This window comes from Streptomyces sp. SID11385 (assembly GCF_010548245.1).
Classification (GTDB): domain Bacteria; phylum Actinomycetota; class Actinomycetes; order Streptomycetales; family Streptomycetaceae; genus Streptomyces.
The window spans coordinates 1-14,469 of sequence record NZ_JAAGLR010000345.1; the positions used below are offsets into that span (position 1 = coordinate 1).

Genomic DNA, 14,469 nt, shown 5'->3' on the forward strand with positions numbered 1-14,469 from the left:
CTCACCACGGCCGCCGGGCCTCGCGGGCCGCTGTGGACGAGCGCGCTGCTGATCGCGCTCGCGTCGCTCGTGGCCTGCGGCTCCCGCGCCACGCCGCCGGGCGGCGCCCCCGGCGCGCGGGGGGTTTCTCCGGTCCGGTAGGACTTCGCGTGGGGGGCGCTCGTGTTCCGCTGCGGCGGGGCGGAGGTTTCAGGCCCTCGCCTCGCCTGCCAGTGCCGCCGCGTCCCCCGGCGTCGCGGCACGCGGCGGTTCCGACGGGCTGTCCAGGTCGCCCCAGATCATCTTCTCGGGGACGCGGGCCGCGCGGTCGCCGCGGGCCAGGACCCCGTAGAGGACCGCCGGGACGACCAGGCCGATGATCCAGGAGATGTCGGCGCCGCCGAGCGGGTCGACGAGCGGGCCCGTGTAGAACTCGGTCGAGATGAAGGGGAGCTGGATGAGGATGCCGACGACGTAGGTGATGATCGCGCGCCAGCGCCAGTCGCCGTAGCGGCCGTTCGGGTCGGAGAGCGCCGGGAGGTCGTACCGCTCCTTGGCGATGACGTAGTAGTCGACCAGGTTGATCGCGCTCCACGGCGTGAAGAAGATCAGCAGGAAGAGCAGGAACGTCGAGAACGAGTCCAGGAAGTTGCCGCGCCCGAGGAGCGCGACGATCGTCCCGGCGAGCATGATCGCGAGGACGTATCCGGCGCGGCCCCGCTGGCTCAGGGTGCGCTGGGCGCGGAAGCCGGTCACGCCGGTGAGGACGGACATGAACCCGCCGTACGTGTTGAGCACGTTGATGGTGAGCTTGCCGAGCGCGATCACGAAGTACAGGACGGACGCGATGATCCCGGTTCCGCCGAGCCCGACGACGTAGCCGACCTCGTCGCCCGCGATGGCACCCGCCGAGGCCGCCGCCGCGAGCGCGCCGAAGGCCATCGACCACTGCGAGCCGAGCACCGTGCCGCCGAGCGTGCACCAGAAGGTGGCGCGCGGCGAGGTGTCGCGCGGCAGGTAGCGGGAGTAGTCGGCGACGTACGGGCCGAAGGCGAGCTGCCAGGAGGCGGAGAGCGAGATCGCGAGGAGGAAGGCGGGGAGGTGGAAGGAGTGGTCCCCGAGGAGGTCGCCGAGCGAGGCGCGCTGGAGGAGGCGGATGCCGAGGTAGAGGAAGGCGAGGGCGCCGACGACGCTCGCGACGCGGCCGAGGCGGTGGATCACGCGGTAGCCGATGACGGCGGTGAGCGCGGTGGCGAACGCGAAGACGACGATGCCCGTGACGTCGCCGAGGTGGGTGAGGTGGCCCACGGCCTGCCCCGCGAGGACGGTGCCGCTGGCGAAGAAGCCGACGTACATCACGACGACGCACACGAGCGGGACGATCGCCCCGTACACGCCGAACTGGGCGCGGCTGGAGATCATCTGCGGCAGTCCGAGGCGTGGCCCCTGTGCGGAGTGCAGGGCCATGACGCCGCCGCCGAGGAGGTTGCCGAGCAGCAGGCCGATGAGCGACCAGAACGCGTCGGCGCCGAGGACGACGGCGAGCGCGCCCGTCACGACGGCGGTGATCTGGAGATTGGCGCCGAACCACAGCGTGAACTGGCTGAACGGGCGGCCGTGCCGCTCGGCGTCGGGGACGGCCTCGATGGAACGGCGTTCGACGAGACCGCCGCCGGGTTCGGGGGCGGGGGGCGGGGTGGTGCCGGTGGAATGGGGAGCTGACATGAGCGGGCTCCTGTGACGGTCGGCGCAAGGACGTGGCGCTGAGTAGATGCGCGGCAAGGGATAAATATTTTCATTCAGGCTAGGGATTGTTGAATGGATGTCAATACTCCGGCCCTTTTCCGTCACTATGTAAGACGTGTCAGCCCTGCTCACCGACCTTCTCGCCGACCCCGCCCTGCGCCTGCGCCCGCTCACCTCGCACTGCCACGAGGGCCCGCGCGCGATCAGCTGGGTCGCGACGACCGAGCTGCCCGATCCGCTGCCGTTCCTGCGGGCCGGGGAGCTGATGCTCACCACCGGCATGCTGGAGCGCTCGCCGGGCGAGTGGGACGACCTGCTGCACCGGCTCGCGGCGCTCCCCGTCGCCGGTCTCGGGTTCGGGACCGGGCTCGTGCACCAGGAGGTGCCCGGCCACGTGGTGGAGCGGGCCGAGCACGCGGGGCTCGCGCTCTTCGGCTCCCCCGTCGAGGTGCCGTTCGTGCAGATCAGCCGCTGGGTCGCGGACCGGGTCTTCGCCGAGCGGTACGCGCAGGTGCGCCGTACCGCCGACGTGCAGGACGCCCTGCTGCGCGAGCTGCTCTCCGGGCGCGGGCTGCCCGGGCTGCTGCGGCGGCTGCACGGGCACCTCGACGCGGGTGCCGTCTCCGTCACCGCGCCGGACGGCCGCCTCCTGGCACGGTATCCGGCGGCCCCGGAGGGCCCGGCCCCCGGTACGCCCGGTACGTCCGGTACGCCCATCACCGTCGACGGCGCTCCCGTGGCGCGGCTCGCGACCGAGCGGGCCACGGCCAGGCAGGATCTGCTCTCCTTCGCCGCCTCCGTCCTCGGTCTGGAAGTGGCCAGGCAGCAGGCCGTGCTCACCGGGCGCCGCGAGCTGCTCGGCCAGGTCGTCGAGGACGTCGTGCACCGCACGGTGCCCGACGCCGAGGCCCGGCGGCGCCTCGCCGCGCACGGCATCGACCCCGCGGCCCCGCACGCCGTCGTGCTCGCCCGCGTCCCCGCCGGGCCCGCACGGCTGCGCGCCCTGCCGTGGACGCTCGGCCCGCTCCTGGACCGGGGCGGCGACGTGCTGCCCACCGCGCTCGTCGAGGACAGCGTCGCGGTCTTCGTGCCCGAGGGCGTCGACGCCGACGCCACCGCGCACACCGTCCTGGAGCGGCTGCGCGCGACCGGTCCGGGGGTACGGGTCGGGGTCGGCGCCCGGCGCCCGGGCGTCGCGGGGCTCAGGCTCGGCTGGTTCGAGGCCCGCCAGGCGGGGAGCACCGGTACGGGGGTGCGCACGGCGGCGCCGCTGAGCCTGACCGGGCTGCTCCTCGGCAACCTGGACCTGCCGCTGCGCGAGCTGAGCGACACGGTGCTCGCGCCGCTGCTCCGGTACGACGCCGAGCACGGCGGCGAACTCCTGGGCACCCTGCGCACCTACCTCGCCCACGACGCCCGCCCCGCCCCCACGGCCGAGGCGCTCACCCTGCACCGCAACAGCCTGCGCCACCGCCTGCGCCGCATCGAGGAGCTGACCGGGCGCTCCCTGGACCGGCTCGACGACCGCATGGAGCTGTGGCTCGCGCTGCACGCGCGCGAGGCGGGCGGCGAGGCCACCGGCTGAACGGAGCCCGGCCCCGTAGCCCCCCGTCCGGGCAGATCCCGCCGCGCCGGCCCCGTCCGGCCAATCCCTCAGCACCCGGCCCCTCGCGGCCCGCCCCCGTACCCCCCCGGCTACTTGCCGAGCAGCTGTCGCGCGATCACGACCCGCTGGATCTGGTTCGTGCCCTCGTAGATCTGCGTGATCTTCGCGTCCCGCATCATGCGCTCGGCGGGGAAGTCGCGCGTGTAGCCGTAGCCGCCGAGGAGCTGGACCGCGTCCGTCGTGACGGCCATGGCCGTGTCGGACGCGAGGCACTTCGCCGCCGCGCCGAAATACGTGAGGTCGGGGGCCCGGCTCGCGGAGCGGGCCGCCGCCGCGTACACCATCTGGCGGGAGGACTCGACCCGCACGGCCATGTCCGCGAGCATGAAGCGCACGCCCTGGAAGTCGGCGATCGCCTGGCCGAACTGCCGCCGTTCCTTGACGTAGTCGACGGCGCAGTCGAGCGCTCCCTGCGCGATGCCGAGGGCCTGGGCGCCGATCGAGACGCGCGTGTGGTCGAGCGTGCCGAGCGCGACGCGCATGCCCCGGCCGCGCTCGCCGAGGAGCCGGCCGGCGGGGACGCGGGTGCGGTCGAAGTAGACCTCGCGTGTCACCGAGCCCTTGAGGCCCATCTTGCGCTCGGGCTCGCCGTAGGTGATGCCGGGATCGTCGGCGTGCACGACGAAGGCCGAGACGGAACGCGAACCGGCGCCCGGGTCGGTGACGGCGAAGACGATGAGGTAGCGCGCGACACCCGCCGAGGTGATCCAGGTCTTCACGCCGTCGAGGACCCACCCGTCACCGTCCTCGGTGGCGCGGCAGCGCATCGCGGCCACGTCGCTGCCCGCCTCGCGCTCGCTGATCGCGTACGCCATGAGCGCCTCGCCCGCGGCGACCTCGGGCAGGTAGCGGCGCTTCTGCTCCTCGGTGCCGTGCAGGAGCAGCGGCGTGACGCCGAGCTTGTTCGAGGTGAGGATCGTCGAGGAGGAGGCGCAGGCGCGGGCGACCTCCTCGACGGCGATCGCGGCGGCGAGCGCGTCGACCCCGTCGCCCCCGTACTCCTCGGGGATGCCGGGAGCGTGCAGCCCCGCGGCGGTCAGGATCGCGTACGTGTCGTGCGGGAAGCCGCCCCGTTCGTCGACCTCGGCGGAGCGCGGGGCGAGTTCCTTCCTCGCGAGGTCGCGCGCCGCTGCCCTGAACTCCTGGTGCAGCTCGGAGAGTTCGTACGTCGGCGCCTCGGGGGCGGGGTCCTGGGCTGCGGTGTGCGCCATGGTGCGGTGCTCCTCGGTGGTACGGGCGGTACGTGCCGGGAACGGGGCCCCGACCGCTCCATTGGGCGCCGCCGCACAGCAGGCGGCCAAGGTGCGCACGCACAACACCCACCGACTTCCTTGTGCACACGCACCTCGCGGGGGTCACGGTGCCGCGCCTAACGTCCCGACGGAACGCAGTCCGCCGTACGAAAGGCTCCCGATGACGCCGCCCCGTGACGACCTCCCCTACCAGGGCCTGCGTGTCCTCGACCTGAGCCGGGTGCTCGCGGGCCCGTACTGCACGGCGCTGCTCGCCGACCTCGGCGCCGACGTCGTGAAGATCGAGCCCCCGCACGGCGACGACGCGCGGCACCTCGGCCCCTTCAAGGAGGGCGAGAGCGTCTACTTCGCGCAGCTCAACCGGGGCAAGCGCAGTCTCGCCCTCGACCTCAAGGACCCCGCGGACCACGCGCTCCTGCTGCGGCTGGCCGAGCGGGCCGACGTGGTCGTGGAGAACTTCAGGCCGGGGGTCGCGGCGCGGCTCGGCGTGGACCAGGAGACCCTGCGGGCCCGCAATCCGCGCCTCGTGTACGCGAGCATCTCCGGCTTCGGGCAGAGCGGGCCCCTGCGCGAGGCGCCCGCGTACGACCTCATCGTGCAGGCGATGTCGGGGCTCATGGCGGGGACGGGCACACCGCAGGGCGGTCCGACGCGCGTCGGCGAATCCCTCGGCGACCTCGTGGCGGGGATCTTCGCCTCGTGGGCGATCGGCTCGGCGCTCTTCGCGCGCGAGCGCACGGGGCGGGGCCGGTACGTGGACGTCGCGATGTTCGACGCGCTCGTCGCCCTCCAGGTCACCTCGCTGAGCCTGCTCACCGCGACCGGCGCGCTCCCGGGACGGGTCGGCAACCGGCACCCGGTCTCCTCGCCGTTCGACACGTACCCGACGGCGGACGGCAGCATCGCCCTCGCGGTCGCGAGCGACGGCGTCTTCGCCCGCTTCGCGACGCTCGTCGGACATGCCGGTCTGCCCGCCGACCCCCGCTTCCGGGACGACACCTCCCGTACCGAGCACCTTCCGGCCCTCCAGGAGATCACCGAGGAGTGGTCCCGCGCCCGGACGACGGAAACGGCGCTCGCGGAGGCCCGCGCCGCCGGCGTTCCCTGCGCGCCGCTGTGGGACCTGGAGGAGGCGCTGGGGAGCGAGCAGATCCGCGAGCGCGGCGTCCTCGGCAGCTTCACCCACCCCGTCCTCGGCCCCACCCCCTACCTCCGCCAGCCGGTCCGCTTCGGCACGGACGCCCCGGCGACGGAGGCGGCCCCGTCGCCGCGGCTCGGGGAGGACCGCGAGGGCGTGCTGACGGAATGGCTGGGATAGGCGCGGCACTTCACCGCACACGCGGGGAAGCACGCGGAACCGCACACGCGAGGGAGCACGCGGAACCGCACGGGCGAGGAAGCACACGCGCGAGGGAGCGCGGGCACCCGTGAGTGCCCGCGCTCCCTTCCGCCCGGACGGGCTCCTGACCACCCGGCCCGGCTCCTGACCGCCCGAACCGTCTCCCGGCCGCGCCGGAATCAGGCCGCCCGGCCCCGCCTCAGGCCGCCGCCAGTACCGCGTCGGTCTCGCGCAGGAAGGCGTCCAGGTCGCCCGGGTTGCGGGAGGTGATCAGGGTGAAACCCTCCGCGTCGCAGCGGACGACCTCCTTGTCGACCCACTGGGCCGCGCCCGCGTTCGTGATGTCGGTCCTCAGCGAGGGGTACGAGGTGAGGGTCTTGCCCTTGACCGCGCCCGTCTCCACGAGGAGCCACGGGCCGTGGCAGATCGCGGCGACCGGGCGGCCGCCGGAGGTGAAGTCCCTGGCGATGCGCAGGGCGTCCTCGTCCAGGCGCAGGCTGTCGGCGTTGAGCGTGCCGCCGGGGACGAGGAGCAGCGCGTACTGCCCCGGGTCGATGTCCGCGAGCTTCGCCGTGGGCTCCACCGCCTTGCCGGGGTCCTTGTCCCCGACGAGGGTCCGGATCTGCTCGTCCTTCGTCGCCGCGACGGTCACCTCGGCCCCCGCGTCGCGCAAGTGCTGCACGGGAACGACGAGTTCGTCCTGTTCGACGCCGTAGTTCGTGACCACGGCGAGCACCTTGTGCCCGCTGAGGTCGGGCGTGTTCTCCGCCATGACGCTCCTCTCCTCGGGCCGGCTCAGCGGCCGACGGCCTTGCGCAGTTCCTGCTTGTTCATCGAGGAACGGCCCTTGACGTTCTTCTTCCTGGCCTCTTCGTAGAGCTGGTCGCGCGTGGGCCCCTCGGCCCCGCTGTGCGAGCGCTCCCCACCGCGCTCGTAGGCCGACTTCGGGTCACGCGTGGAGACCTTGCTCGCGGTACGGGACTCGCCGGAGCGCGCCCGCTCCTTGTTCACGGTCCGCGCGGCGATCTCCTCGGCCCGGCCCTCGGAGGCGCCGTGCTGCTTCTCGCTGTCCTTGATGTGCTCGTACTGCCGCTCACGCTTGCGGTTGGAGCCTGCGGGCATCGTGCTCACCTCTGTCGTTCGTCGGTCCCGGGCCGGGTACCCCGTTCAGGGCTTCAGGATCACCTTCGTCCAGCCCGGCTCGCGGTCGTCGAAATTGCGGTACGCCTCCGGGGCCTCGGCGAGGGGGAGTTCGTGCGAGACGAGGAAGGAGGGGTGGGCGCGGTCGTGGTGGATGAGCTGGGCGAGTTGCCTGTTGTACGCCTTGACGTTGGCCTGGCCCGTCCGGACGCTCTGGCCCTTGAACCAGAACTGGCCGAAGTCGAAGGGCAGTTTGCCCTCGCGGGTCAGCTCCGTCGGGGCGCCCTCGTCCTGCGGCAGGAAGACGCCGACGACGCCGATGCCGCCCGTGGCGCGCACCGAGGCGACGAGATCGTTCATCGTCGACTCGGGCTTCTCGTGGCCCTGCGGGTCGTGCGCCTGGTAGCCGACGCACTCGCAGCCCCGGTCGGCGCCGCCGCCCGTGCGCTCCAGGATCTCCTCGACGTGCTCGCCCTTGCTGTCGTCGACCGGGATCGCTCCGGCGGCCTCGGCCAGCCGCAGCCGGTCGGGGTGCCGGTCGACGACGAGGACCTGGCTCGCGCCGCGCAGGACGGCCGAGTAGGCGGCCATGACGCCGACGGGCCCCGCGCCGTAGATGACGACGGACTCGCCCGGGGAGACGCCCGCGAGTTCGGTCGCGTGGTAGCCGGTCGGGAAGATGTCCGCCAGCATCACGTAGTCGTTCTCCTTCTCGGCGGCGTCCTCCGGCAGGACGAGGCAGTTGAAGTCGCCCCACGGAACCCGCAGGTACTCCGCCTGGCCGCCCGCGTAGGAGCCCATCGCCGCGAAGCCGTAGGCGCCGCCCGGCGTGTCGGAGTCGACCGAGAGGCAGAAGCCCGTGTAGCCCCGCTCGCAGTTCTCGCAGAAGCCGCAGCCGATGTTGAAGGGCAGGCAGACGCGGTCGCCGACGTGGACGCCGTAGACCCCCTCGCCGGTCTCCACGACGACGCCGAGGTTCTCGTGGCCGAGAATGCGGCCCTGCTCCATCGTCGTGCGGCCCTCGTACATGTGCAGATCGGAGCCGCAGATGTTGGTGGACGTGACGCGGACGAGCACGTCCGTCGGACGTTCGATCCGGGCGTCGGGTACGTCTTCGACCGCCACCTGGTGGGGGCCTTCGTAGACGAGTGCCTTCATCGCGTGATCACCTGATTCCGGCCAACTGCGGCGGTACGGGAGGGGACGGCCGGGGCGGCCTGCCCCGGGAGCTTTCTCCGCCCCGTGGTACGCCGCCGGGGCCGCTCGCGTGCGGTTGTCGTACGGTCCGGTGCCCGCTCGGGGCCCGTGCACACGCACGCAGGCATCCTTCGCGGCACCTGTCTCCAGACTGCGCCCCCTTCCCCGGGCCCGCATCCGCCACGAGACGCCGCCCTGCGCAGGACCCGCTCCGCCGTCGCTTTCACGCCAAGCTTCACTTCCGCCCGTCCAGCCTCTTGATTCCGCACCCCCCTCCGGGACCTACTGGTGGGCCGGACCCCGCACAGGGGCCTGACAACGTTGTCACAGAAGGGTTCCGGGCCGTGTCCCGGAGCCGGGGAGGACGATCCGATGCCGCACGGGTCCTTGTCCAGGACGTTCCGAGGGGGCAGACCGCCCTCGCGCCGCAGATCCGGGGGCCTTGTCCTCGGGGCGGCGGCGCTGCTGCTGGTGGGGACGGCCCAGGGCGCCGTCGCCGCGCCCCGCGAGGCCGCGCACCGCCCGCAGACCGCTTTCGCCTCCTCCTTCGAGGACGGCCAGAGCGCGCCCGACTGGCTCAGCACCGCCGACACCGACGCCTCGGGCACGCCGCGCCGCTCGGGCGTCGACGGCGCCTACAGCTCCGGCATCCCCGGCAACGTCACGGACCATGTGACGGCCGTGCGGGCGAGCGCGGAGAACACCGCGGGCGGGGAGGTCGCGGCGAATCTCGCGGACGGCCTGCCGGGCACGAAGTGGCTGACCTTCGAGAACAAGGGCTGGGCCGAGTTCGACCTCGACGCCCCGCAGCCCGTCACGCGGTACGCCCTCGTCTCGGCCAACGACCACGACGAGCGCGACCCCCGTGACTGGACCCTCCAGGGTTCCGCGGACGGCAAGGAGTGGAAGACGCTCGACACGCGCGCGGGCGAGAAGTTCACCGGGCGTGCGCAGTCGAAGACGTACGAGATCGGCGGCGCGCCCGCCGCGTACGCGCACTACCGCCTGGAGGTCACCGCGAACAACGGCGCCTCGGACGCGACCCAGCTCGCCGAGGTGCAGCTCTCCACGGGCGGGACCGATCCCACGCCGCCGAAGGACATGAGCACGCTCGTCGACCACGGCCCGAGCGGCTCGCCGACCGCGAAGGCGGGCGCGGGCTTCACGGGGACGCACGCGCTGCGCTACTCGGGCACGCACCGCTCGAAGGGGCGCGGGTACGCGTACAACAAGGTCTTCGACGTGAACGTGAAGGTCCGCAAGGACACGACGCTCTCGTACAAGATCTTCCCCTCGCTCCCCGCGACGGACCTCGACTACCCGGCGACGTACGTCGCGGTGGACCTGGCCTTCACGGACGGTACGTACCTGAGCGATCTGAACGCCGTCGACCAGCTCGGCTTCCGGCTCAGCCCGCAGGGCCAGGGCGCGTCGAAGGCGCTGTACGTCAACCAGTGGAACGACCGCAGCGCGCGGATCGGGAGCGTCGCGGCGGGCAAGACGATCGACCGCGTGCTCCTCGGGTACGACGCGGACAAGGGGCCGGACGCCTTCCGGGGCTGGGTCGACGACATCAGTGTCAAGGAGCAGGCCGCGCCGCGGCCGAAGCCCTACCTCTCCGACTACGCGCTGACGACGCGCGGCACCAACTCCAGCGGTGACTTCTCGCGCGGCAACAACATCCCCGCGACCGCCGTGCCGCACGGCTTCAACTTCTGGACCCCGGTCACGAACGCGGGCTCCACGAGCTGGCTGTACGACTACGCGCGCTCCAACAACTCCGACAACCTGCCGACCATGCAGGCGATCTCGGCGAGCCACGAGCCGAGCCCGTGGATGGGCGACCGGCAGACCTTCCAGGTCATGCCCTCGCTCGCCGCCGGCACGCCGCCGACCGGACGCACCGAGCGCGCGCTGCCCTTCCGGCACGAGAACGAGTCCGCGAAGCCGTACGAGTACGCGGTGAAGTACGAGAACGGACTGCGCGCCCAGGTCACCCCGACCGACCACGCGGCGGCGCTCCGCTTCACCTACCCCGGTGACGACGCCTCCGTGATCTTCGACAACGTCTCGGAGCAGGGCGGGCTGACGCTCGACAAGGAGCACGGCACCATCACGGGCTACTCGGACGTCAAGAGCGGCCTCTCGACGGGGGCCACGCGGCTCTTCGTGTACGGGACCTTCGACAAGAAGGTCACCGGCGGCGACTCCACCGGGGTGAAGGGCTACCTGCGCTTCGACGCCGGGCACGACCGCACCGTGACGCTGCGTCTGGCGACCTCGCTCATCGGCGTCGACCAGGCGAAGGCGAACCTGGACCGGGAGATCCCCGCGGGCAAGAGCTACAACGCGGTGCGCGACGCCGCACGGGCGCAGTGGGAGAAGATCATGCGCACCGTGACTGTCGAGGGCGCGAGCCAGGACCAGCTCACGACCCTGTACTCCAGCCTGTACCGGCTCTACCTGTATCCCAACTCGGGCTTCGAGAACACCGGGACCGCGGCGAAGCCGAAGTACCAGTACGCGAGCCCGTTCTCGAAGATGCCGGACCCGGACACGGCGACGCACACCGGCGCCAAGATCGTGGACGGCAAGGTCTACGTCAACAACGGTTTCTGGGACACGTACCGCACCACCTGGCCCGCCTACTCGCTCCTGACGCCGAAGAAGGCGGGGGAACTCGTCGACGGCTTCGTGCAGCAGTACAAGGACGGCGGCTGGATCTCGCGCTGGTCCTCGCCGGGGTACGCGGACCTCATGACCGGGACGTCGTCGGACGTGGCCTTCGCCGACGCGTACACGAAGGGCGTGGACTTCGACGCGAAGGCGGCGTACGAGGCGGCGGTCAAGAACGCGACCGTCGTGCCGCCGTCCTCGGGCGTGGGCCGCAAGGGCATGAAGACCTCGCCGTTCCTCGGCTACACCTCGACCGACACGGGCGAGGGCATGTCGTGGGCGATGGAGGGTTACGTCAACGACTACGGCATCGGCCGCATGGGCGAGGCGCTGTACAAGAAGACCGGCGAGAAGCGCTACAAGGAGGAGTCCGAGTACTTCCTCAACCGGGCGCAGGACTACGTCAAGATGTTCGACAAGGACGCGGGCTTCTTCCAGGGCCGCAAGGAGGACGGGTCCTGGCGTCTCCCGGCGGACCAGTACGACCCGCGCGTGTGGGGGTACGACTACACCGAGACGAACGGCTGGGGGTACGCGTTCACCGCGCCGCAGGACTCGCACGGTCTCGCGAACCTCTACGGCGGGCGTGACGGGCTTGCGAAGAAGCTCGACACGTACTTCTCGACCCCCGAGACGGCGACGGCCGAGTTCACGGGCTCGTACGGCGGTGTCATCCACGAGATGACCGAGGCGCGCGATGTCCGCATGGGCCAGTACGGGCACAGCAACCAGGTCGCGCACCACGCCGCGTACATGTACGACGCGGCCGGGCAGCCGTACAAGACGCAGGAGAAGGTCCGCGAGGTCCTCTCCCGGCTCTACTCGGGCAGCTCGATCGGGCAGGGCTACCACGGCGACGAGGACAACGGCGAGCAGTCGGCGTGGTACCTCTTCTCCGCGCTCGGCTTCTACCCGCTCGTGATGGGCGGTCAGGAGTACGCGATCGGCTCGCCGCTCTTCACGAAGGCGACGCTGCGCCTGGAGAACGGCAAGAAGTTCACCGTCACGGCGCACGGCAACAGCGCGAAGAACATCTACGTGCAGAGCGTGCGCCTCAACGGCAAGAAGTACGACTCGACGGCGCTCCCGAGCGACGCCGTGTCGAAGGGCGGCACCCTGGAGTTCGTCATGGGCCCGAAGCCCTCGTCGTGGGGCAGCGGGAAGAACGCGGGGCCGAGCTCGCTGACGCGGGGCGACGCGGTCGCGACGCCGCGTTCGGACACGCTCCTGGATGGTCAGGGCCCGCTCACGGACAACACCTCGGCGACCGAAGGGCCGCTCACGCAGGACGAGTTGCCCGTCGGCAAGGCCGTGAAGGCGGTGCAGTACACGCTCACGTCGGCCGACCGGGCCAAGGCGCCGAGCGGCTGGGTGCTCCAGGGCTCGACGGACGGGACCTCGTGGCGTGACCTGGACAAGCGCGGGGGCGAGTCCTTCGCGTACGACCAGCAGACGCGCGTGTTCTCGGTCGCGCGGCCGGGGACGTACGCGCACTACCGGATCGTGCCGGACGGCGGCGGTACGGACACGGCGGCGCCGCGCGTGGCGGAGGTGGAGCTGCTGGGCTGAGCGAGTCCTCACGTGCGTGACCCGGCCCCGGACCGTGTACGGTCCGGGGCCGGGCGCGTACCGGGGGCGTGCGGGGCGGGGTCGGGCGCGTGGGGGCTGGACGCGCGAGGGGCGCCGCTCGGGCGCCCGTTCTACGGGTGAATGACGCCCCGAATCCAGCCCCGGCGCCCGTCCCGGCTGGCACCCTGCTTGTGATCATCCGATGAGCGCTCCGGATGCCGGTACGCCGTTCCGGTCCATCGGGCAGGGCCTCTCGGCGGTCCGGAAGGGGGGCCATGACGGCCGGGTACGAGGGCGCCGCCACGCGGACGGGGCGCGGGCCGCGCCATGTCGCGTGCGTGATGGACGGCAACGGGCGCTGGGCCGAGCGGCGGTCCCTGCCCAGGACCGCCGGGCACCGCGCCGCCGAGGCGACGGTGATCGACGTCATCGAGGCGGCGCGTTCGGCCGGGGTCGAGTGGCTGAGCCTGTACGCCTTCTCGACCGAGAACTGGAGCCGCCCGAGCGGCGAGGTCGGCTACCTCATGGACCTCGTGCGGCACGCCGTGCGCAAGCACGCCCCGCTGCTGCACGCGCGCGGCATCCGCTGCCGCTTCCTCGGCGCCGACGACCCCCGCCTCCCCGCCGCGCTGGCACGGGACTTCGCCGACCTCACGACCCTGACGGAACGCAACCGCCGGATGACCCTGACCGTCGCCTTCGACCACGGCGGGCGCGGCGACATCGTCGCGGCCACCCGCTCCCTGATCCGCGCCGGGGTCCCCGCCGAGGAGATCACCGAGCGCAGCTTCGCCGCCCACCTGCCCTTCCCCGACACACCCGACGTGGACCTCGTGATCCGCACCTCGGGCGAGCAGCGCATCTCCAACTTCATGCTCTGGCAGGTCGCCTACGCGGAATGGGTCTTCCCCACCGTGCTGTGGCCCGACTTCCGCGCCCCGCACTTCCTGGAGTGCCTGCACCACTACCGGCACCGCGAGCGCCGCTTCGGCGGCGTACCGGCCCAGCAGAACGGAACCTCCGCCCCATGACGACCGCCGAGGCGAAACCCCGCTTCCGCAAGCTCTTCGACGACCCGCGCTGGGCCCCGGCCCTCGTCCGCGCCACCGTCCTGGAGGCCGCGCACCCGCAGGTCGGCGCCGCACTCGTCACCCACTCCACCTTCGTCACGCACCCGTGGCGCCGCCTGCGCAACACCTTCCACAGCATGCGCCGCATGTGCGACCCGGACGAGGCGGTACGGAGCAGGGAGGCCGCCCGGCTCAACCGGCTGCACGCGCGGCTCAAGGGCACCGGCCCCGACCGGCGCCCGTACGACGCGATGGACCCCGCCGCGCGTGCCTGGGTCCTCGCGACCCTCTTCGAGAGCGCCGTCACGATGTACCGGCTGAGCGGGCAGCCGTTGCCGCACGAGGAGATCGAGGGCCTGTACGAGGAGACCAGGGACTACCTGCGCGCGCTCGGTGACGAGGACGCCCATCTCCCGCCCACGACGGGCGAGTTCTGGCCGTACTTCGACGCGATGGTGGAGCACGGGCTGGAGGACACCGAGGCGATGCGGATCATCCTCTACAGGCTCTTCGACCACTTGCCCGCGCCCGGGGTGCTGAGCGGCCTCCCGACGGTGTGGGCCACGGGCCGGGCGCTCGCGGGACCACTGATCGGGGCGGTCACGGTGGCCTCGCTGCCCGAGGCGTTCCGGCGACGCGCCGGGCTCCCCGAACTGCCGGGCGTGCCCACGCTCATGCGGGGCACCTACCTCGCCGCCGGCCTGACCCGTTTCCTGCCGGAGGACTGGATCAGTGCCGAACGCGTCGTCGACATGCTCTCCGCCGCGCCCGGCGGCGACGATCCCGCCGCCCGCACCGCCGCGGCGCTGCACGAGCGGCTGCGGCGGGCCGGCG

Annotated in this window: 10 protein-coding genes; 5 read left to right on the plus strand and 5 right to left on the minus strand. The window is 72.4% G+C overall.

The window, feature by feature from the left end; translation table 11 throughout:
• Positions 1-189 precede the first annotated feature (189 nt).
• Positions 190-1,704 carry a cytosine permease gene (locus tag G3I42_RS10285; RefSeq protein ID WP_164284526.1) on the minus strand — a complete coding sequence of 505 codons (1,515 nt, stop codon included), beginning with the start codon at positions 1,702-1,704 and terminating at the stop codon, positions 190-192.
• Between the two features lie 136 nt (positions 1,705-1,840).
• On the opposite strand from G3I42_RS10285, the gene G3I42_RS10290 reads away from it, so the two are divergent.
• The gene (locus G3I42_RS10290) at positions 1,841-3,310 is read left to right on the plus strand and encodes a PucR family transcriptional regulator (RefSeq protein ID WP_164284529.1); all 1,470 of its coding nucleotides are present in this window, start codon (positions 1,841-1,843) and stop codon (positions 3,308-3,310) included.
• A 110-nt stretch (positions 3,311-3,420) separates the two neighbouring features.
• Here the strand turns inward: G3I42_RS10290 and G3I42_RS10295 are convergent, their stop codons facing one another.
• Positions 3,421-4,602 (minus strand): acyl-CoA dehydrogenase family protein, encoded by a 1,182-nt coding sequence (locus G3I42_RS10295; RefSeq protein ID WP_164284531.1) that lies wholly within the window; start codon positions 4,600-4,602, stop codon positions 3,421-3,423.
• Between the two features lie 202 nt (positions 4,603-4,804).
• Between G3I42_RS10295 and G3I42_RS10300 the strand changes: the two genes are divergently transcribed.
• Positions 4,805-5,962 (plus strand): CoA transferase, encoded by a 1,158-nt coding sequence (locus G3I42_RS10300; RefSeq protein ID WP_164284534.1) that lies wholly within the window; start codon positions 4,805-4,807, stop codon positions 5,960-5,962.
• A 220-nt stretch (positions 5,963-6,182) separates the two neighbouring features.
• Here G3I42_RS10300 and G3I42_RS10305 read toward each other — a convergent pair whose 3' ends face one another.
• The 3 genes from G3I42_RS10305 to G3I42_RS10315 are packed head-to-tail and all read right to left on the minus strand — an operon-like array spanning position 6,183 to position 8,281.
• The gene (locus G3I42_RS10305) at positions 6,183-6,755 is read right to left on the minus strand and encodes a type 1 glutamine amidotransferase domain-containing protein (RefSeq protein WP_164284537.1); all 573 of its coding nucleotides are present in this window, start codon (positions 6,753-6,755) and stop codon (positions 6,183-6,185) included.
• Positions 6,756-6,778: 23 nt separating this feature from the next.
• Complete coding sequence (locus tag G3I42_RS10310; RefSeq protein WP_164284540.1) at positions 6,779-7,105, minus strand: plasmid stabilization protein; 327 nt, start codon at positions 7,103-7,105, stop codon at positions 6,779-6,781.
• A gap of 45 nt (positions 7,106-7,150) precedes the next feature.
• Positions 7,151-8,281, minus strand: a complete 1,131-nt coding sequence (locus G3I42_RS10315) for a glutathione-independent formaldehyde dehydrogenase (protein ID WP_164284543.1) — start codon at positions 8,279-8,281, stop codon at positions 7,151-7,153.
• A 510-nt stretch (positions 8,282-8,791) separates the two neighbouring features.
• Between G3I42_RS10315 and G3I42_RS10320 the strand changes: the two genes are divergently transcribed.
• The 3 genes from G3I42_RS10320 to G3I42_RS10330 all read left to right on the plus strand — a co-directional run.
• Positions 8,792-12,565, plus strand: coding sequence for a GH92 family glycosyl hydrolase (locus G3I42_RS10320; RefSeq protein WP_164284551.1), 3,774 nt, complete (start codon positions 8,792-8,794; stop codon positions 12,563-12,565).
• A gap of 275 nt (positions 12,566-12,840) precedes the next feature.
• Positions 12,841-13,596: a polyprenyl diphosphate synthase gene (gene uppS, locus G3I42_RS10325; protein ID WP_164284545.1), complete on the plus strand. Its 756-nt coding sequence runs from the start codon at positions 12,841-12,843 to the stop codon at positions 13,594-13,596.
• Positions 13,593-14,469, plus strand: an 877-nt coding sequence (locus G3I42_RS10330; RefSeq protein ID WP_164284548.1) for an oxygenase MpaB family protein, incomplete at its 3' end; no start/stop codon positions are given. The genes uppS and G3I42_RS10330, both read left to right, overlap by 4 nt.

Bases quoted from the DNA above. Each gene is read 5' to 3' on its own strand.
- G3I42_RS10285 (WP_164284526.1), bottom strand. From the start codon at position 1,704: ATGTCAGCTCCCCATTCCACCGGCACCACCCCGCCCCCCGCCCCCGAA.
- G3I42_RS10315 (WP_164284543.1), bottom strand. From the start codon at position 8,281: ATGAAGGCACTCGTCTACGAAGGCCCCCACCAGGTGGCGGTCGAAGAC.
- uppS (WP_164284545.1), top strand. From the start codon at position 12,841: ATGACGGCCGGGTACGAGGGCGCCGCCACGCGGACGGGGCGCGGGCCG.
- G3I42_RS10305 (WP_164284537.1), bottom strand. From the start codon at position 6,755: ATGGCGGAGAACACGCCCGACCTCAGCGGGCACAAGGTGCTCGCCGTG.
- G3I42_RS10300 (WP_164284534.1), top strand. From the start codon at position 4,805: ATGACGCCGCCCCGTGACGACCTCCCCTACCAGGGCCTGCGTGTCCTC.
- G3I42_RS10295 (WP_164284531.1), bottom strand. From the start codon at position 4,602: ATGGCGCACACCGCAGCCCAGGACCCCGCCCCCGAGGCGCCGACGTAC.
- G3I42_RS10310 (WP_164284540.1), bottom strand. From the start codon at position 7,105: ATGCCCGCAGGCTCCAACCGCAAGCGTGAGCGGCAGTACGAGCACATC.